Source organism: Pseudoxanthomonas sp. PXM04 (genome assembly GCF_014851695.1).
Lineage (GTDB): Bacteria > Pseudomonadota > Gammaproteobacteria > Xanthomonadales > Xanthomonadaceae > Pseudoxanthomonas_A > Pseudoxanthomonas_A beigongshangi.
The window spans coordinates 288,737-307,140 of the sequence record NZ_JACVAG010000008.1 but is presented as its reverse complement, the minus strand read 5'-3'; the positions used below and the strand labels follow the sequence as shown (position 1 = coordinate 307,140).

Sequence of the window (18,404 nt, the reverse complement as noted above, 5' to 3'; positions counted from 1 at the left end):
TCCCGTGGGCCTGCCAACCGTCCGGCGGCCCCGGCTATCCGTCACTTCGCCCCGGGCAGCGCGTAGGCCACCCGGAACACGTCCATGCCGCCGGCCTCGTCGCGCTGGCCGGAAAACAGCAGGTGCCCGGGGCGCGACCAGTCCAGCATCGGCGCATAGCTGTCGTAGCGTGGATGGTTCAGGCCATCCGCCAGGCGATGGCCGGCGTCGTAGCCAGTGCCGGCGGCGTCGAGCGCGGCCACGAACAGGTCCACGCGATCGCGACGCAGATCACCCGCGCGCGTGAACACAATCGTCGTCCCGTCATCCAGGAAGGTGGCGTCGAATTCATCGGCATCGGTGTTGATGCCGCCCGGCAGGGATTGGGCGCTTGCAAACCCCGCGCCGCGGCGTTCGGCGACATACAGATCCTGCCGCCCCGCGCCACCCGCGCGATCACTGGAGAACAGCAGCCTTTCGCCATCCGGCGACAGCATCGGCGCGAACTCTTTGCCGGCACTGTTCACCGCCGGCCCCAGCCATTCCACCTCGCCGAAAGCGTCGCCGCGCACTTCCACCCGGTACAGGTCGTCGCCACCGGCGCCGCCCGGTCGATCCGAACAGAAGTACAGCTGGCGTCCGTCCGCCGAGAACGCCGGATCGAAATCGCGGCCCGTGGTGTTGAACGGCACCGGTGTCGGCGGCGACCACCTGCCCGCCTTCCGTCGCGACATCCACAGGTCGTAACCGCCCGCGCCGCCTGGCCGATCCCGGCTGAACCACACCGCGGTATCGCCATCGGGGCTGAGGGTCAGGCGCACCTCGCTGTAGGAGGTGGACACCTCACCCGGCGCGAAGCGCTCGACCGCGCCGGTCATCCGCATTGTTCGATCGCCCGCGGCGTCGGCCGCGACCATCCCGAGAATCAGCGCCATGTATCGCATCATCATCCCGCCCCTCTAGCCGTTCCGGGTGAAGTCGCTGATCCAGTCGGTGTCCCAGCTCGTCCCGCCATCGCGGGAGCTGGCCTGCTCCCAGCGCGCCGAACGCGGCGTGATCCGCGACCAGATCACCCGCGTGAGGATCACTTGTCCATCGACGATCTCCTCGCCGATGAACACGCGCTCGCCGTTGCGGATCCGGCCGCGCAGCGGCGCGCCGATGCGATCCGGCGTGCGTCCGTCCAGCCACCAGCTCGACCATTCCCCGCGCGCCGGATCGAACGCGCGGATACCCATCCCGCGCACGTCACCACCGGGCATCCGCATCAGGTTGTCGCCGACGTTGCCGAAACCACCCAGCACCGGCCAGTTGTGGAACGTGCCATCGAACTCGTCCCAGTCTTCGGTCCGCGACAAGCGCGGGCGGCGCCGATGCCGTACCCGCCATTGGCCGGCCAGGAAATTCCAGTCGTCCGGCGCCTGCGGCAATCGCGGCAACGGCGTGGGTTCGGCATCCGTGCGGGTGAACCAGTTGCGCCAGTTGACCTCCCAGCTGGCGCCATCGTCGCCCGAGAACGCCTGTTCCCACCACGGGCGCGGGCCGTGGATGTCGTGCCAGCGGAAACGCATGAGGATCGGTTGGCCGCGCAGGGTGTCGCGCCCGAGGAACGTGCCGCCGTCGCCGGCGAAGCCGCCGCGCACGGGCGGGTCGATGCGCGTGGGATTGCGCGCGTCCAGCCACCAGATCGCCCACTGGCGCGTGGCTGGATCGAACGCGCGGATGCTCATGCCGTGATAGCTGCCGCCGGGCAAGTCCATCTGGTTGTCGTCGATCGTGCCGAGTCCATCCAGGGTCGACCATACCGCGCCGCGGCCGGCAAACGACTCCCACTCGTCGCTGCCGGCCAGGCGCTCCTTCAGGCGCCGGTGACGAACGTTCCAGTTGCCGATCAGCCAGCGCCAATCCGCGCGCGGATCGGTTGCCGGCGCCGTGCTCCCCGCCATCGCCATCGTCGGGACCGGCCAAGGCAGCGCGGCGGCCGCGCCAGCGGCGAAGGCCATCAGCAGGCGGCGGCGACCGGAATCGGTGTCGGCGGAGGGAGCAATCGGCATGGCGGACCCGGCGGTGGAGTGAGGTTCATCGCCATGCTGCCGCCCCGGCCCGCACATTGACCACGCGAACATCGGTGCCCAGACTAAGCCGCACTTATGGTCGGTGAACACCGCTTCCCTTCGCTTGCTGCCATCCGCGCCTTCGAGGCGGCCGCGCGGTCGGGCAGTTTCGCGCGCGCGGCCGAGGAACTGGATACCACCGCGGCCTCGGTGAGCTACCACGTGCGCCGGCTGGAACAGCAGATCGGCGCGCCGCTGTTCCTGCGCGGCGCCAACCGGGTGCAGCTGACCGAGTCTGGCGAAATCGTCGCGCAGGAGGCCATCCGCGCATTCGCCGCGCTGCGCGCCAGCTTCATCCGCGCCGCTGCAGTCAACGAGTCGCGGCTGTCCCTGACCACCCTGCCGACCCTGGGCGCCAGTTGGCTGACGCCGAAACTCGGTGGCTTCCGCCAGCGCCATCCGGACATCGCGATCGAACTGGATCTGTCGGCCACCGCCGAGGATCTGGCGGGTGGCCGTTTCGACGCGGCGATCCGCAACGGCCACGGGCAGTGGCCCGGCCTGCGCGCGATCGAACTGTTCCCGAGCATCTTCATGCCGCTGTGCGCGCCGGCGCTGAAGGCCGCCGCCGCCGATCTCGCGCGGCCGGGCGGCATCTCACCCGTGCCGCTGCTGGGCCGGCCGGACTGGTGGGCGCTGTGGTTCCGCAGCCTCGGCAACGACACGCATGCGCCGCCCGAACGTTTCGCCACCCAGTTGTCCGCCGAACACCTGGACATCGCCGCCGCCATCGCCGGCCAGGGCATCGCGATCGGCTCGCCGCTGCTGTTCCATGACGAAATCGCCGCCGGCCGGCTGGTGCCCGCGCATCCGCACGTCGCCGGCGACGGCCGCACGTTCTGGTTCACCTATCCGGTGGCGCGGCACGCCAGCCGCAAGATCGCCTGCTTCGGCGAGTGGCTGGAAGGCGAAGCGGCACGAGCGCGAGAGAACGCGCGCGGCTGGCTGCGCGCGGCACGGGTTCCGGCCACCTGAGACCGCGCCCGATCAGGGCGTGGTGGCATGGCGCCGATCCAGCTGATCCCGCGGCGGCCGCTGCACGCGCAGCGCCTGCAGGCCGCAGACATCGACATTCTCGTAGACCATCTTCTGGCCGGTGCGGAAGGTGAAGCGCACGTCGTAGCGGCAGCCGACGCCATGCAGTTCGACGGTCGAGGAGTCGCCGCCGCCACGCACCGCCTCACCCAGGGCCACGTCCTGGAACCGGCCGCTGCCGGGTTCGGCCACTTCCAGCCGGTCGATGCTGTCGTGGGCCCGGTTGACCAACGCCAGGTAGCGGATCCCGGCGGATGCGGCAGGTTCCGCCGCGGCCGCGCGCACGGCGGGAAGGACCATCAGTACCGCGAACAGCGCGGCAATCGGGAAGCAATGACGCTGACGCATGACGAACTCTCCAGGGCAACCGGCCGCCGTCATGGCCGCCGTCGCATGCATCAGGCGACGTCCCGCGCATTTCCGGCAACGGAGTTGGGACGAATCGTCGTGGCCGGATTCCCAATCGTAGTGGGCAGGCCCTTGCTTTTTCTTTGCGCGCAAGTGCGCTTAGGATGCCCTGCCCCATCCGCCACCGACCCGCCGCGACCGCCGCATGAAGATTCGTCTGGGAACCATCGAAATCGGCCTGGCCCGCTACCTGGCCCTGTGGCTGCCGGTGACTTTTGTGTTCATCGTGCAGGGCATCATTGACGACCTCGCCTCCGGCCACCTGTGGGCGCTCACGGATTACGTGCGCTGGTCGGTCATCGTCTGGTACATCTGGGCCGCGCTGGCGCCGTGGGTGTTCCGCCTGGCCGAACGCCACCCCGTGCAGCCGCCGTATCGCGCCGGGCCATTGCTCTTCCATCTGTTCGCGGCCAGCGGCTTGACCTTCCTGTCGATGGTGGCGGGTGCCTTCATCTCCACCTTCTTCGAACCCAGTTCCTTCGGCGAGCAGCTTGCCCAGTTCTTCACCAAGTACATCACCATCGGCGTGGTGACCTATTGCGCGCTGGTGGCCATCCAGCATTCGTTGCGCTTCCAGGCCGAGAAGGCCCGCCGCGAACTGGAGGCCAGCCAGCTGGCCACCGAACTGGCGCAGTCGCGCCTGCAGGTGCTGAAGACCCAGTTGCAGCCGCACTTCCTGTTCAACACGCTGCACGCCATCGTCACCCTGCTGGACGAGGACAAGGTCAGCGCCGAGGACATGCTGCTGCGGCTGAGCGATCTGCTGCGCGCGTTCCTGGAGGACTACGACGGCCAGGAGATCACCCTGCGGCGCGAGCTGGCGCTGCTGGATCTGTACCTGGGCATCCAGCGCAAGCGCTATGGCGATCGCCTCGCCACCCAGATCTACATCGCCCCGGACCTGCTCGACTGCGCGGTGCCCAGCCTGCTGCTGCAACCGATCGTGGAGAACGCCATCCGCCACGGCATCGGCCAGCGCGTGGGCGGCGACCGCATCGAGATCGAAGCGCGGCGCGAGGGTGAACACCTGCTGCTGGAAGTACGCAACGGCAACAGCGTGCTGGAAGAAGGCGGCAGTCCGGGCGGCCACGGCATCGGCCTGTCCAATACCCGCCTGCGCCTGCGCGAGTTGTACGGCGAGGGCGCCGACCTGCGCCTGGACATGACCTGGCCGCAGGGCGTGGCCTGTCGCATCCGCCTGCCCTACCGGTTGCTGGAAGAACTGGACGACGTGCCGGAGCATGTGCCGGCATGAGCATCGGCGTGCTGGTGGTCGACGACGAGCCGATCGCACGCCATGCGATCGTCCGCCACCTGCGCGCGGATCCGGACATCGAGCTGCTGGGTGAATACGGCGACGGCGCGTCGGCGCTGGCGGCGATCCGTTCGCAGTCGCCGGATCTGGTGTTCCTGGACATCCAGATGCCGGCGATGACCGGCATCGAGGTGGTCGACGCGATTGGTCAGGCACGGATGCCGGCGATGGTGTTCGTCACCGCCTACGAGCAGTACGCGGTCAAGGCCTTCGAAGCCAACGCGGTGGACTACCTGGTCAAGCCGTTCAGCCGCGAGCGCTTCGCGGCGACGCTCGCGCGCGCCAAGGATCGGCTTTCGGCCGATCGCGGTCCGCACGGCGGCGAATCCCGGCGCATCCTGCAGGCGCTGGAGGATCTGCGCCAGCGCGACGCCTGGCTGCAGCGGATTCCGGTGCGCGTGGACGAGCACGTGGTGCTGGTGCCGGTGGATGACATCGTCTGGATCAAGGCCAACCGCAACACGGTGGAACTGCACCTGGCCGATCGTGTGCATGAGCTGCGCGAAACCATGGCGGCGCTGGCCGAGCGCCTGGACCCGCGCCACTTCGCCCGCATCCACCGCTCGGCGATCATCAACGTGCGCCGGGTCAAGGCCATCCATCCCTGGTTCAACGGCCACCACGTGGTCACCCTGGACACCGGCCAGGAACTGCGCATGAGCCGCTACCAGCACGAGGCCTTCCTGCGGCTGGTGACCACGCGCCAGGCGGAGCGCTAGGCGCGGGCAGGAGCGGCCTCCGGCCGCGAGCCCTTCGCGGGGTGAGCGTTCGCGCGGGTAGCCCGGGCCGGGGACGGCGCGCTGTCTTCGATGACGAACACATCGATGGCTTCGGCCAGGCCCTGCGCCTGCTGCTCCATGCTGCGGGCGGCGGCGGAGGCTTCCTCGACCAGGGCCGCGTTCTGCTGGGTGGTCTCGTCCATCTGGGTGATGGTCTGGTTGACCTGTTCGATGCCGGCGGACTGCTCCTGCGAAGCGGCGGCAATCTCGGCCATGATGTCGGTGACCCGCTGGACCGAGGCGACAATCTCGCCCATGGTCGCGCCGGCCTGGTTGACCAGCGCCGAGCCGGTGGCCACCTGGTCCACCGAGGCTTCAATCAGCCCCTTGATTTCCTTGGCCGCATTGGCCGAGCGCTGGGCCAGGGTGCGTACCTCCGAGGCCACCACCGCGAAGCCGCGGCCCTGTTCGCCGGCGCGGGCCGCTTCCACGGCCGCATTGAGAGCTAGGATATTGGTCTGGAAGGCGATGCCGTCGATGACGGCGATGATTTCGGCAATCTTGCGCGAGGCCGCTTCGATGTCGCGCATGGTGGTGACGACCTGGCCGACGACGTTGCCGCCTTGCGAAGCCACCGAAGCGGCACCGATGGCGAGCTGGTTGGCCTGGCGGGCGGAGTCGGCGTTCTGGCGGACGGTGGAGGTCAGTTCCTCCATGGAGGCGGCGGTTTCTTCCAGGTTGGCGGCCTGCTGCTCGGTGCGGCGGGACAGGTCGGCGTTGCCGGAGGCGATTTCCCCTGCCGCCGTGTTGATGGCGGTGGAGGCGTCTTGAATCCGGGAGACGATGTCGGTGAGCTGGGCGACGGTGGCGTTGGCGTCATCGCGCATGCGGGCGAACACGCCGTGGAAATCCCCTTCCATCCGCACCGTCAGGTCGCCCTGCGAGAGCGCGGACAACACGTATTGGAGTTTGGACAGATTGCCCTGCAGGACCTCGAACAGCGCGTTGATGCTGCGCGCCAAAGGTTGCAGGTAGCCCTGCTTGCCGGACACCTCGATGCGGCCCGCGAGGTCGCCCTCCGCGGCCGCGCGCAGCAGCGCGGTGATCTCGCGCTCCACCATCTTCTCCATCGCCAGGCTCTTCCATTCCAGGGTGGCACCCATCCGTTCCCCGTCGATCCGGATCGGGCTGGCGACCAGCAGATAATCTTGCTCGCCCAGCGTGAGGGTCTGTTCGAAACCCGCCTCCTCGTCCTGGATGCGTCGCGCCATCGGCGCCAGCGTGTCATCCAGCTTTTCCAGCGGCAGGCCGTCCGGCGCCGCGATGCCGTGACCCGCCAACGCCTCGCGCAGGCCATGGTTGGCGAAAGCGATCGTGCCGTCGGCGGCAAGCACCATCAATCCCGCATGCGCGTGGTCCATCGCCTGGCGGATACGCGCGTTCTCGCGGGCCGCCGCGCGCTCGCTGGCGATGCGTTCGCGCAGGCGGGCCTGCATGTGCGCCAGCGACGTCATCAGCTGGCCGATTTCGTCATGCGGATTGTCGACCCGCACGGCCGTGTCGAGGCGATCGTCGGCGATGGCGCCCGCCACTTCGGCGGCTTCGGCCAGGGGCCGGCGCACCGCCCGCAGCACCGCCCACAACACCCCGCCCAACACCAGGGCGACGCCGGCGAGCGTCACCACGAACAACACCGCCATGCCGAACCGTTGCGAGCGCTGCTGGCGCGCCGCGACGGCCAGCCCGCGTTCGCGGACCTGCTCCAGATCCGCCAGCGCCGGCGCGATGGCGGCGGCGGTGTCTTCCAGCGACGAGACTTCCACGTCCAGTCCGACCCGCGCGGCGGTATACGCCAGCAGTGCCGCCTGGTAAGCCTCCGCCTGCTGGCGAAGCTCGTCGCGCCGAACCTCGTCGATGCGGCTCGCCGACAGCGCCAGTTCGAACGGCAGCTTCTCCTCGCTGACCCGGTCCGCCAATGCGGAATCGCCACTGCGAAGGAACTCGCTCTCGAAACGGCGCATCCGCTGCATCGGGGCGTCCAGCGCCACGACCTGCTCGGCCTGCACCGCCTCTTCCAGCGCCTGGCCGGAACCGCGCAAGGTCGCGGACAGGCTGGCGTCGCCCTGTCCCATCTCGTCCACCCGTGCGTTCAGCGCATCGATGCCGGCGGCGAACTCGTCGATGCGGCCGGCCGCCGCGTCCAGCAGTTTCCTGTCCGCCGCGCCGGCCGGATGCTTGCGCAGTCGTTCCAGATCGCGACGCAAACGCTGCTGCGCCTGCCGCAGGGCATCACGATCGGCGTCATCCAGGCGGGTCGCATAGACCGTCTGCAATCGCCGGGTCTGCTCGACCTGGCGCTCCAGCGCGGCGAGCAGCGCACCGTAGCCCTGTTGCGCCTGGAAGCTGGCGGCGGCGCGCGCCTGTCCGGTGCTGGCCTGCCAATACGACAGCGCGATCAGCGACAATCCCGCGCCGGCCACCCATGCGCACAGGCGCAGCTTGCCGGCTATCGTCATCCGCCCCAGCCACCGTGTCAGCGCGGCGTGGGTGTCGCGGAAGGAAAGGCGTCGGGGAAACGGGCGCTTCCAGGAGAAAGGCAGGCGGAAGGCGGTCGGCATGGCGGACTCCGGGCAGAATTCCGCATCGGTATCGGCCGGTTCCTTCTGGACTTTAATGCCGGTTTTCAGGCCGTTTGCGCAGTGCATCGGCGGCAACGATGTTGTACCCGGTGTGTGCGACACCGCGATGACGTCGCGTGATCACCGCCATGTCGAAGCGCCACTTGCAGATGACGGAACGTCATCAGCCGCGTCGCGGAACTGTCATGAAGGCGCGCTAGGTTCGCGGCCCCATGTGCACACCCGATTCCGCCGTCTCGTCTGATCCGCTGCTGGATACGGTCCTGCGTGGCCGCGAACTGCTGGCGGCGTTCCAGCCGGTGGTGCGATTGGAGGACAACAAGGTGGTCGCGCACGAGGGGCTGATGCGCATCGCCGGCCGCGCCTGCTCGCCGCTGGAGCTGCTGGATCGCGCGCGCGCCGCCGGCCGCCTGGGCGAACTGGAGACCGTCGCCGCCGGCACGCTGGCGCGCAGCTTCGACTTCGATCGCGGCGGCCGCCTGCTGGTCAACCTGAGCGCCCACGCGATCCTGCAGGGCGCGCTGCGCCCGCAGCAGGTCATCGAGGTGCTGCTGTCGGCCGGCCGCGACCTGGGCCGCTTCGTCATCGAGATCACCGAACGCGACATCGTCGAGGACGTCGGCCAGCTGGCCGACGCGCTGGGCTACCTGCGCGCGGCCGGCATCCGCATCGCCCTGGACGACTTCGGCAATGGCCATTCCAACTTCGAGCTCTGGCACGAGTTGTCGCCGGAGTACGTCAAGCTCGACCGCTACCTGATCCACCACATCGCCGACAGCCCGGGTCGGCTGAGCATCGTCCGCTCGCTGGTGCAGGTGGCCGAAAGCCTGGGCGCCGAACTGGTCGCCGAAGGTGTCGAACGCCTGCAGGACCTGGCGATCATCAAGGATCTCGGCATCCCCTACGCGCAGGGCTACCTGCTGGGACGCCCGGCCAGCGAGGTGGCGCTGGCGGTGCCGGCGGAAGTCCGCGAGGCGCGTTTCGAGAAATTGCCGGTGTGGCCGCGCGCGCGGCGCGCCTCCGATTTCCGCGGGGTCACCGCCGCGCACCTGCTGATCGATGCGCCGTCGCTGACCGACGAGGCAAGCAACTTCGATGCGGAACAGCTGTTCCGCAATCATCCCGATTTGCCGTCGCTGCCGGTGGTGGACGCCGATGGCCAGCCACTGGGCCTGATCAACCGGCGGGTATTCAATGAACGCATGGCGGTGCCTTTCGCACGCGAGCTCAACGGCCGAAAATCCTGCGTACTGCTGATGCACGCCGCGCCGATCGTCTGCGACGTCGGCCAGAGCATCGACGCGATGTCGGAAATCCTGCTGGGCGAGGATCAGCGCTACCTGTCGGATGGCTTCATCATCACCCGCGACGGTCGCTACCTGGGCGTGGGCACCGGCGAAGCACTGGTGCGACGGGTGACCGAACTGCGCATCGAGGCTGCGCGCTACGCCAATCCGCTGACCCTGCTGCCCGGCAATATCCCCATCTCCGAGCATATCGGCCGCCTGCTCGAAACCGGTCGCTCCTTCGTCGCGGCCTACTGCGATCTCAACAGCTTCAAGCCGTACAACGACCAGTACGGCTACTTCCGCGGCGACCGCATGATCCGGCTGGTCGCCTCCACCCTGCTCAAGCACGTGCAGCCGAGCATGGATTTCGTCGGCCATGTCGGCGGCGACGATTTCGTGGTGCTGCTGCAGAGCGAGGACTGGGAGCGGCGCTGCCGCGACATCATCGCCGACTTCAACGCCGCCTCGCGGGCGCTGTTCGACGAACCGGACCTGGCGCGTGGCGTGCTGGAAAGCGAAGACCGCAGCGGCCGCTACACCACCTTCCCGCTGACCACCCTGACCATCGGCGTGGTCCAGGTGGACCCGGCCCGCTACGACAGCGCCGAGCAGGTCGCCTCCGACGCCGCTGCCGCCAAACGGCATGCCAAGCGGCACGGCCTGGGCCTGCACGGCGTGGCAACCGCGGAACCGGTCACGGAATAGGATCGCCGGCGCCGACTGTCACACAATCAGAACGCGGCCTTCGTATAGTCCGCCGCATGGAGACCTTGGCCGAAATCCGGATTGCTCTGGATGCCGCCAGCGACCGGCTGGCGCGTGGCCTCGTGCGCCAACCCGCGCAGGAATTCCTGGACGACCTGTGGACCCGCGTCTATGCCGGCGCGCCGGTGGACTTGCAACCCTACGTCTGGTCGCGCCTGGTCGAACTCGGCGCCGGCCTGATGCTGCCGGCGGACCAGAGCAGCCGCTTCCCGCCGCCAGCGAGCCACTACCGCCTCTGATCGCTGTTCAGGCCGGCAGGGCCTGCGGTCGCTCGCCGGGACAATAGCCGCGAAGATAATCCATGTGCGCGGGCAGCTGGCGCACGGTGGCGTCCACGCCTTCCCGGATCTCGCGCATGAAGCGGGCCAGTTCGGCTTCGCCCATCACGTCGGCCAGCGGATGATGGCGCTTCGGGACGATGCCTTGCCCGGTCATCACCTGGATCCAGGAGTTCTCCGCGAACAGCTCCGTCGGCACGTGGTAGACATTGCCCGTCTCCCGGAACAGATCGATCCGCCGCTGCAGCGACGGCGGCAGCTCCATCGTCCCGACCGTGCGCCAATAGGGCGTGTCCCGGCGCCGGGTCGCATGGTAGTGCAGGACGACGAAATCCCGGACGTGCTGCAATTCCGCGTCCAGGCGCGCGTTGTAGTCGTCGATGGCTTCCTGGGTGATGACATGCGGAAAGGCATGCAGCAGGCGCAGGATGCCTCGCTGGATCAGATGGATGGTGGTGGATTCCAGCGGTTCGATGAAGCTGCCCGCAAGCCCCAGCGCCACGCAGTTCCGGCTCCAGCACTTGTGCCGCTGGCCAGGCCGGAACCTCACCGGCCAAGGCTGCTTGATGATCTCGCCTTCCAGGCTGGACAGGAACTCCTCGCGCGCCTCGTCGTCGCCGATGAAGCGGCTGGAGTACACGATGCCGTTGCCTACCCGGTGCTGCAGTGGAATCCGCCATTGCCAACCTGCCTTGCCGGCGATCGCGCGCGTGTACGGCACCGCGTCGCGCACGGCGGTGGTCTGGGTGGCGAGTGCACTGTCATTGAGCAGCCAGTGCGACCAGTCAGTGAATCCCACGTTGAGCGCCTTGCCGATCAGCAACGCGCGAAAGCCCGTGCAGTCCAGGAACAAGTCGCCCTCGATCACGTCGCCATTCTCCAGGCGCAACGCGGCGATGCAGCCCGACGTCTCATCGACCTGCACGTCCGCGATCTTGCCTTCCACCCTGCGGACCCCGTAGCCCTCGCTGAAGCGGCGCAGGAAGCGTGCGTACAGGCTGGCGTCCAGGTGGTAGGCGTAGTTCATCTGGTAGCGCGGCAGGTGCGCGAACCGGTCCTCCAGCGCCGCCTTCAATTCGATGCAGTAATCGTCGTAGCTCCCTGCCAGCCCCAGCGCATGGGCACGCATCCAGAAGTGGTGGAAGTTCGCCATCCAGTGGTCGCGTCCGGTGACGCCGAACGAGTGGATGTAGCGATGCCCGACCTCGCGCCAGCCTTCGAAGGAGATGCCGAGCTTGATCGTGCCCTGGGTGGCGGCCATGAACTCCTGCTCGTTGATCTCCAGCAGGCGATGGAAGGTCACGAGGGTGGGAATGGTGGCTTCGCCGACGCCCACCGTCCCGATCTCCTCCGATTCCACCAGGGTGATGTCCAGTACCCTGCCCAGCATCCGTGACAGTGCCGCCGCCGCCATCCAGCCCGCCGTGCCGCCGCCGGCAATGACCACGCGCCTGACGGTTTTTCCGTTGATGCCTTCGGCCTGCGCCATGATGTCTCCTCAGCGGTTGAGTCTTTTCAGCAGGCGTGCGCGCAACTCGCGCGCCCGGTTCTCGTCCATCGGCCCGAGCACGCGGCGGGCGGCTTCCGGCATGTGCCCGGCGGTGGCTTCGCCGGGCAGGAACACGTAGTGATCGAACACGTCCCGCCAGATGGCACGCTGTTCCGGCGGAAGATCGCGCACCGTCATCAGCGCCAGCATCAGCGCGTTCATCGGCGTGTCCATCCAGGCCGGCGATTGCCGCCACCAGTAGTTGACCAGCACATTGAAAGGTTCCAGTCCCTCCATGTGGTGCCACCACATCGACGGAATCAGCACCGCGTCGCCGGGCGCCAGTTCGGCCACCCGCGCGTGTTTCCACGCCTCTGCGAAGCGCGGGTGGCGCTCCAGATCGGGCGCGGCGAAATCGACCAGGCTGATCGGCTGCCCCGCCGGGGTGAAATCGAGGGGTCCCACGTACAGGTTCGCGAGCTGATCCGGCGGGAACAGGGTGACGCGCCGCCGGCCGGCGACGACGCAGGCCAGGTTGTCGGGCACGTCCTGGTGCGCGGCGATGCGGGTCCGGTTGCCGATCCAGATGCTTGCCAGCGCCTCGCGCTCGCCGAGCCAAAGATCGTTGTGTTCGCGGAATCCGGGCAGCCACGTATCGAGAGTGGTGGAGGCGACGTAGATGGCCGGCGGCGCCGGGTCTGGCAGGTATTTGCGCAGCGTGTCCAGCGCCACGCCCAGCGGCACCTTTTCCTGCCTGAAATTGAATCCCTGCAGATCCGCGTCATAGAAGAATCGGCCGCGGATGTCCGGAGGCCCGACCGTCGCCACCACCGGCGGCGCGCCGGGACGCTCAAATCCCTTCAGGTACGCGATCGCCTCCTCCGTCGAGCGCCGCGCTGCCTGGACCATCGGCCAATGGGCAACCAGTCCGCGCAGGATCACCGGCCGGGACGAGCCCAGCAGCCGTGCCGGCAATGCCTGCGGGTCGACGTCGTTGACCTCCTCGATGGGTTCAGCGGCAGGCAGCATGACGGCCATTGAGCCTGGCGATGAGGTCGCGAATATTGGAGAGCGAGGCAATCGCCATGTAGATCGCTTCCAGGTGGCCGGCGGCATGCAGGCTGGCCAGTGCCCCGGCGTCCAGCGCTTTCAGGCGTTCCTCGTGGATCGTGTGGAAGCCCGCCAGCCGGCATGGCGTACCGTCATCCAGGGAGATATCGAGTACGAAGGATTCCAGCAGGCCGTGCGCCAGCAATGCGGCCGACAGCACCGGGTTGGCGGCAAGCCCGTCGTGCAACGCCAGCAACACGGAGTTGATCCGCTCCAGGTAGTCGCTGGTTCCGCCATGTTCGCGGAACACGGCCTCTCCCGAATGCCCGCCAACGCGAGGGTGATCCAGATCCACATGGATGAGCAGTTCCCCGCCCGAGGCGCCGATCAGGAAAGGCTGCCGCTCCACCGACAGCGGAAGATAGGGTGCCTGCCAGTCGTCCCCTTCCAGGAACAGGTTCTGCCCCGGCTCGAACCCGAACAGCGCCACCGGCTGGAAGCTACCGTCCTGCAGGCGCTGGAACACGATCGGATAGTGCGGCTGGATGGCGCGGAACTCGGCCGGGAAGATCGGCGCCAGCATGACCGCGTCGCCCAGCGCCTCGCCGCGGCGGACGTCGATACGCAGATCGCGGTGATCGATGTTGTTGAGCAGGGCGTGTCGGGGCATTGCGGGAACCGTGCTGTCCGGGCTGGCCCATGATAGGCCGGACCCGCGCGTTGGCGGTGGCCCGGCCTTTCATGGGCCTGGTTTCAGAACTTGTAGCGCAGCCCGAACATGTAGCGTGGTCCGTTCTGGGTGACCCACAACGCCTGGTTCACGTGCCGCCCGTGGACGCGCTGGGTTTCGTCGGTCAGGTTGATGCCTTCCAGGCTCAGGCTCAGGCGGTCGTTGAACTGGTAGCTGATGTTGGCGTCCAGTTGCCCGTAGGGCTCGGTGTAGTTCGGATTGGGCCCCTGGCCATCGAAGCGGCTCGACAGGAACCTGTCGCGCCAGTTGTACGCCAGTCGTATCTGCCACTTGTCCTTGTCGTAGAACCCGACCACGTTGAAGGAATCGCTAAGACCTTCCAGCGCGAACTGTTCGCCGAGATTGTAGTTGTCGTAGGTCAGGCTCGAATTGACGATGGTGTAGTTGGCGGCGATGCCGAAACCGGTGTCCTCGATCATGTGCTGGACGTTGAATTCCCAGCCATCCAGCGACGCCGATTTCTGGTTGGCCGGCACCGTGATGTCGAAACTGGCGACCGGATCCCCCGGCTGACCGACGATGGTTCCGGTCTCCTCGCCGTTGCTGTTGGTGCCGGTATGGGTCACCCCGGGGTCGCCATCATGATTGCGGAAGATGTAGTTGCGGATGCATACCATGTCGGTGGCCGGGCAGCCGGCATCGATCGCATTGTTCCAGTAGGTGCCGCCCACCGGCGTATGCAGCCCGAAGGAGGTATCCGCGACCTGGGTGGTGCCGATGTAGTTGTCGATGTTCTTGCGGAAATATCCCACCGAAACGAAGCTTGCCTCGCCGTAATACCACTCGAACGAGACGTCGAAGTTGTCCGACACGAGCGGCTTGAGCGCCGGGTTGCCCTGGCTGCCATCGCCACCGTCCACGCGCACGATGTTGGCGATGGTCTTGCCGCCCTGGATCTGCTCCCAGCCGGGCCGGCCGATGGTTCGGCCGTAGCTGGCACGCAGGACCATGTTGTCGCTCAGGTCCGCGCGCAGATCGAGATTGGGCAGCCAGTAGGCGTAGTCGCCTTCCAGTTGGGTGAAGCCGGCCTCGCCGTAGTTCACCACCATCTCGTTGGCGGAGAGCCAGGTGATGGTCTGTCCGATCGGCACCAGTGCGGTGGATTCCACGTCGGTCTTTTCGTAGCGGACCCCGACCGCGGCGTGGATGGGCACCTTCCAGTCCCAGGTCGTGGTCCACTGCAGGAACGCGCTCTTTGACTTTTCCGTCGTGCGCATGTCGCGGGTGAACTCGTCCGGTGCCACGTAACAGGTCGGGCATGCCGGGTTGTTCTCGTCGCCGACCTGCGCGGCGCGCTGGCGCAGGCGTTCGAAATCGAACACCAGGAACCGGCTGCTCCAGCGGGGGTCGCTGTGGTTGTCGAAGCTGCTGAAGTAGCGCGACATGTCGTCCGCATACCAGATGTCGTCGTCGTAGTCGCCAGGCTGGCCCACGCCGCCCCAGGTATCGCGCTGCATGTACCCGTAGGCTGTCCGGTTCTGCACTTCGGTCGAAGCCACGCCGAAATCCAGCCCGGAGTAGTCGCCGAACTTGAAGCGACCCTTGACCTGACCCTGTTCAACTTCCGACTTGGTATAGCTGTTGTGGAAGACCGAACCGGTCACCAGCGCGCGCGAGGGCTCCACCCCACCATTGGGGAACTCCATGTGCACGATCGGCAACGGACGGCTGTAGTCGACGGTGGTGGTGCCGCGCACGAAGGCCGCCGCGGCCAGCACGCCGGCCGATCCGTAGGGGCTGTCCGGCATCGTCTCGGCGGTGGAGTCGTGATAGTCGAATTCGAGGTTCAGCGCGTCGTTGACTTCCCACTCGACGTTGAAGCCAAGCGACTTGTTCTCGCTCTTGGTGGCGAACTGTGCTCCGCCCATGGCCACGTCCGCCGTCCCCGAGGTGAACTCCGAGTAGGAGGTAGGCGCCGATACCGGACCATCGGTCCAGGTGCTCTCGCCCGGCTGGTAGTTGAACCAGACCGAAAGCTCGCTGCGCTGCTGCTGGATCTTGTTTTCCGAATAGGTGTAGTCCAGCGTCGTGGTCACCCGGTCGGTGGGAGCCCATTGCAGGACGAGCTGGCCGTTGGTGCGCTGGCGCTGCACGCCGTTGACGCTGTAGCCGGTGTTCTGCGGCCGCGAATAGACGTCGTTGGGTCCCGGCCGGTTGGTGATGAGCTCGGAGTTGGGTTCGCCCGGTTGCGGCAACCGGTTCCAGCTGGTGGTGTCATCGCCACGGAACTTGGCCCAGCCGTTGGCGACCGACGCCTGGCTGAAACCGAAATCACGCTCCTGGTAGCTGGCCGATAAAGCCACGCCGAACTTTCCGTCGGCGAAGGTGTTGCTGAAGATGCCCGAGATTTCCGGGGTGATCGACTCGCCCTTGAAGGTGCGGGGCAGATTGTCCACCGTGGTGTCGTTGACGGCCTTGAGTCCGACACTGGCGACCAATCCGGGATTGTCGAGCGGGCGTGCGGTCTTGATGTTGATGGTCGCGCCGATGCCGCCGCTGGGTGTGTCCGAGCGCGCCGTCTTGTAGACCTCGATGGCGCTGATCGCTTCGGAGGCCAGATTGGCGAAATCGAAGGCGCGCGAATTGGAAACACCCGCACCGCCGGTCCCCAGCAAGCCGCCCGGCATCTGCCTGCCGTTCAACAACACGAGGTTGAAGTCCGGCCCGACGCCGCGCACGGTGACCTTGGAACCCTCGCCGAGCGAGCGATCGATGGACACGCCGCTGATCCGCTGCAGGGATTCTGCGAGGTTGGTGTCGGGGAACTTGCCGATGTCCTCGGCAACGATACCGTCGATCACGCCCTGTGAATCACGCTTCAGGTTCATCGACGACATGAAACTGCCACGGATACCGGTGACCGTGACGGTATCGAGAGTGGCTGGGTCAGCCTGCGGCGGCGTGCCCTGCGCATTCCCCTCGTTCTGCGCGCTTTCCTGCGACCAGGCCGGACTGGCCAATGCCAGCAACAGTGCCGACGTCAGGAGTTTCTTCTTCGGAACGAACTGCACCTGCTTCATGGATCTTCCTCCCCGGAAATTCACGAACTGCACGACGCGCGTTTGCTCAAGCGATAGCTGTCACCTCTGCTGGCGCCGAATTGGACGCCCGATTGACAGCGTTGTCAACTTTCGTGTCATTTTTGCTTTTTGTTGTTCAAAAACACTTGTTTTCAGCCTTTTTTGTCATTTGTGCAATGCAGCTGAAATCGTTTTCCAGTCATTGGGCCAGCAATATTCTTCTACTGAAATTCGTTTCATTTTTTTCTATACACGTGTACATAAACACGCGGGAAGAACGACTCGCGTGTGGCACGCCGCGCTGTTTTATCTGGCGTAGACACTCACTTGTCCGCCGATGTCCTGCGCATGTCCGATATGGACTTGATCGGACAACGGACCTAGCGTGCGCGCGGCGGGTGCCCGGTCGACTCGCGGAACAGCACTTCGTGCTCCACATGCACCATCCGCCCAGCATCGGGGGAGCGGATCCTCGCCAACAGTTCCATCGTCGCCATTCGCCCCATCTCGGAAGTCGGTTGACGCACCGTGGTCAGGGCGGGATGGATGTGTCGCGCGATAGGCGTGTCGTCGAATCCGCAGATGGAAAGGTCGGCGGGCACACGAAGTCCGCGCAGGGAAGCAACACGGATACAACCCGCCGCCATGTCGTCGTTGGCCGCGAAGATGGCCGTGGGCGGGTGTGCCATGTCCAGCAGGCGATGTGCGGCTTCGATGCCCGATTCGAAGGAGAACCTTCCCTGCACGACCAGGCCTGGCTCTTCGTCGATGCCCGCCGCTTTGAGCGCCTGCCTGTAGCCGCGGTAGCGCCAGAGGCAGGCTCCATGCGCGGGCGGTCCCTTGATGTGCCCGATCCGGTGGTGCCCCAGCGCGATCAGGCCGCGAACCAACTCGATGACCGCCGCGGTCTCGTCCATCATCACGCCGATTCGCCCCGTCGAATGCCTCGGCGCGATGCAGGCGAAAGGAACCTCATGTTCTTCGAGGTATTCCAGCACGGTCGCGTCGTCGGTCAGGGGAGGAATAAGCACCACGCCATCCGGCGCGAAATGCTCGAAAACGGCCCTGAGGTCCGCTGCCTTCCGCAGGCGTGGCGCGCCGACCGGTGCCAGCACCAGGTTGTAGTGACTGGCGCGGCATGCTTCCAGCATTCCGCCCTGCACTTCCATCAGGTAATTGCGCGAAGGGTTGTTGTAGACCAGCGCCACCGTGTATGAGCGCTGGCCGGCCAGGCTGCGTGCCGAGAGGTTCGGCCGGTATTGCAGCGCCTCCACGGCCTGCATCACCCGCTGGCGCGTTTCCTCGCGCACGTTGGGTTCATGGTTCAGCACCCGGGAGACGGTCTTCATGGACACACCCGCCGCCGCCGCCACGTCCTCGATTCGACTGCGCATTCTTCATCCGCCCCCGTCGCGACGCCGCAACCAATGACCGCACATTCGGACGCCGCACCTGGCAGCCGCTGTCCCGACGCGGTGCGTCGAATGGCGGCATGGTTTAGCAATCACATGACAGCGCTGTCAACCCATGTCCGGATCTGCCGCGTGTCCAGC

At 66.8% G+C, this 18,404-nt stretch carries 14 protein-coding genes; 5 read left to right on the top strand and 9 right to left on the bottom strand.

Going from position 1 to position 18,404, the window contains the following annotated elements; genetic code table 11:
* Positions 1-41 precede the first annotated feature (41 nt).
* Both IB228_RS19380 and IB228_RS19375 read right to left on the bottom strand, forming a co-directional pair.
* Positions 42-926, bottom strand: a complete 885-nt coding sequence (locus IB228_RS19380) for a hypothetical protein (RefSeq protein ID WP_225562557.1) — start codon at positions 924-926, stop codon at positions 42-44.
* 12 nt (positions 927-938) lie between these two features.
* Entirely contained in the window at positions 939-2,033 is a 1,095-nt protein-coding gene (locus IB228_RS19375) for a hypothetical protein (protein ID WP_192199600.1), read from the bottom strand.
* Between the two features lie 96 nt (positions 2,034-2,129).
* Here IB228_RS19375 and IB228_RS19370 point away from each other — a divergent pair, with 96 nt between their 5' ends.
* Positions 2,130-3,068 (top strand): LysR substrate-binding domain-containing protein, encoded by a 939-nt coding sequence (locus tag IB228_RS19370; RefSeq protein WP_192199599.1) that lies wholly within the window; start codon positions 2,130-2,132, stop codon positions 3,066-3,068.
* A 12-nt stretch (positions 3,069-3,080) separates the two neighbouring features.
* Here IB228_RS19370 and IB228_RS19365 read toward each other — a convergent pair whose 3' ends face one another.
* Positions 3,081-3,476 (bottom strand): hypothetical protein, encoded by a 396-nt coding sequence (locus IB228_RS19365; RefSeq protein WP_192199598.1) that lies wholly within the window; start codon positions 3,474-3,476, stop codon positions 3,081-3,083.
* A 205-nt stretch (positions 3,477-3,681) separates the two neighbouring features.
* Between IB228_RS19365 and IB228_RS19360 the strand changes: the two genes are divergently transcribed.
* Both IB228_RS19360 and IB228_RS19355 read left to right on the top strand, forming a co-directional pair.
* Entirely contained in the window at positions 3,682-4,791 is a 1,110-nt protein-coding gene (locus IB228_RS19360) for a histidine kinase (protein ID WP_183639435.1), read from the top strand.
* Positions 4,788-5,570: a LytTR family DNA-binding domain-containing protein gene (locus tag IB228_RS19355; protein WP_192199597.1), complete on the top strand. Its 783-nt coding sequence runs from the start codon at positions 4,788-4,790 to the stop codon at positions 5,568-5,570. The genes IB228_RS19360 and IB228_RS19355 overlap by 4 nt, the downstream gene beginning before the upstream one ends.
* Here the strand turns inward: IB228_RS19355 and IB228_RS19350 are convergent.
* Entirely contained in the window at positions 5,567-8,188 is a 2,622-nt protein-coding gene (locus IB228_RS19350) for a methyl-accepting chemotaxis protein (RefSeq protein ID WP_225562556.1), read from the bottom strand. The genes IB228_RS19355 and IB228_RS19350 overlap by 4 nt on opposite strands.
* Before the next feature lie 233 nt (positions 8,189-8,421).
* On the opposite strand from IB228_RS19350, the gene IB228_RS19345 reads away from it, so the two are divergent.
* Together IB228_RS19345 and IB228_RS19340 are read left to right on the top strand one after the other, a co-directional pair.
* Positions 8,422-10,203 (top strand): EAL domain-containing protein, encoded by a 1,782-nt coding sequence (locus IB228_RS19345; protein ID WP_192199596.1) that lies wholly within the window; start codon positions 8,422-8,424, stop codon positions 10,201-10,203.
* Between the two features lie 56 nt (positions 10,204-10,259).
* Positions 10,260-10,502: a hypothetical protein gene (locus tag IB228_RS19340; protein ID WP_183639438.1), complete on the top strand. Its 243-nt coding sequence runs from the start codon at positions 10,260-10,262 to the stop codon at positions 10,500-10,502.
* 7 nt (positions 10,503-10,509) lie between these two features.
* Here the strand turns inward: IB228_RS19340 and IB228_RS19335 are convergent, their stop codons facing one another.
* The 5 genes from IB228_RS19335 to IB228_RS19315 form a co-directional block, all read right to left on the bottom strand.
* Positions 10,510-12,030, bottom strand: a complete 1,521-nt coding sequence (locus IB228_RS19335) for a tryptophan halogenase family protein (RefSeq protein ID WP_192199595.1) — start codon at positions 12,028-12,030, stop codon at positions 10,510-10,512.
* Positions 12,031-12,039: 9 nt separating this feature from the next.
* Complete coding sequence (locus IB228_RS19330) at positions 12,040-13,056, bottom strand: cupin-like domain-containing protein (RefSeq protein ID WP_192199635.1); 1,017 nt, start codon at positions 13,054-13,056, stop codon at positions 12,040-12,042.
* Positions 13,043-13,750, bottom strand: coding sequence for a SapC family protein (locus IB228_RS19325; protein ID WP_192199594.1), 708 nt, complete (start codon positions 13,748-13,750; stop codon positions 13,043-13,045). Before IB228_RS19325 ends, IB228_RS19330 begins: the two co-directional genes overlap by 14 nt.
* Before the next feature lie 83 nt (positions 13,751-13,833).
* Positions 13,834-16,851: a TonB-dependent receptor gene (locus IB228_RS19320; protein WP_192199593.1), complete on the bottom strand. Its 3,018-nt coding sequence runs from the start codon at positions 16,849-16,851 to the stop codon at positions 13,834-13,836.
* 380 nt (positions 16,852-17,231) lie between these two features.
* Positions 17,232-18,245 (bottom strand): LacI family DNA-binding transcriptional regulator, encoded by a 1,014-nt coding sequence (locus IB228_RS19315; RefSeq protein ID WP_192199592.1) that lies wholly within the window; start codon positions 18,243-18,245, stop codon positions 17,232-17,234.
* Positions 18,246-18,404 lie beyond the last annotated feature (159 nt).

Coding starts and splice junctions, on each gene's coding strand:
- IB228_RS19360 (WP_183639435.1), top strand. CDS start 3,682: ATGAAGATTCGTCTGGGAACCATCGAAATCGGCCTGGCCCGCTACCTG.
- IB228_RS19325 (WP_192199594.1), bottom strand. CDS start 13,750: ATGCCCCGACACGCCCTGCTCAACAACATCGATCACCGCGATCTGCGT.
- IB228_RS19335 (WP_192199595.1), bottom strand. CDS start 12,030: ATGGCGCAGGCCGAAGGCATCAACGGAAAAACCGTCAGGCGCGTGGTC.
- IB228_RS19370 (WP_192199599.1), top strand. CDS start 2,130: ATGGTCGGTGAACACCGCTTCCCTTCGCTTGCTGCCATCCGCGCCTTC.
- IB228_RS19375 (WP_192199600.1), bottom strand. CDS start 2,033: ATGCCGATTGCTCCCTCCGCCGACACCGATTCCGGTCGCCGCCGCCTG.
- IB228_RS19320 (WP_192199593.1), bottom strand. CDS start 16,851: ATGAAGCAGGTGCAGTTCGTTCCGAAGAAGAAACTCCTGACGTCGGCA.
- IB228_RS19380 (WP_225562557.1), bottom strand. CDS start 926: ATGATGCGATACATGGCGCTGATTCTCGGGATGGTCGCGGCCGACGCC.
- IB228_RS19365 (WP_192199598.1), bottom strand. CDS start 3,476: ATGCGTCAGCGTCATTGCTTCCCGATTGCCGCGCTGTTCGCGGTACTG.
- IB228_RS19340 (WP_183639438.1), top strand. CDS start 10,260: ATGGAGACCTTGGCCGAAATCCGGATTGCTCTGGATGCCGCCAGCGAC.
- IB228_RS19315 (WP_192199592.1), bottom strand. CDS start 18,245: ATGCGCAGTCGAATCGAGGACGTGGCGGCGGCGGCGGGTGTGTCCATG.
- IB228_RS19345 (WP_192199596.1), top strand. CDS start 8,422: ATGTGCACACCCGATTCCGCCGTCTCGTCTGATCCGCTGCTGGATACG.
- IB228_RS19350 (WP_225562556.1), bottom strand. CDS start 8,188: ATGCCGACCGCCTTCCGCCTGCCTTTCTCCTGGAAGCGCCCGTTTCCC.
- IB228_RS19355 (WP_192199597.1), top strand. CDS start 4,788: ATGAGCATCGGCGTGCTGGTGGTCGACGACGAGCCGATCGCACGCCAT.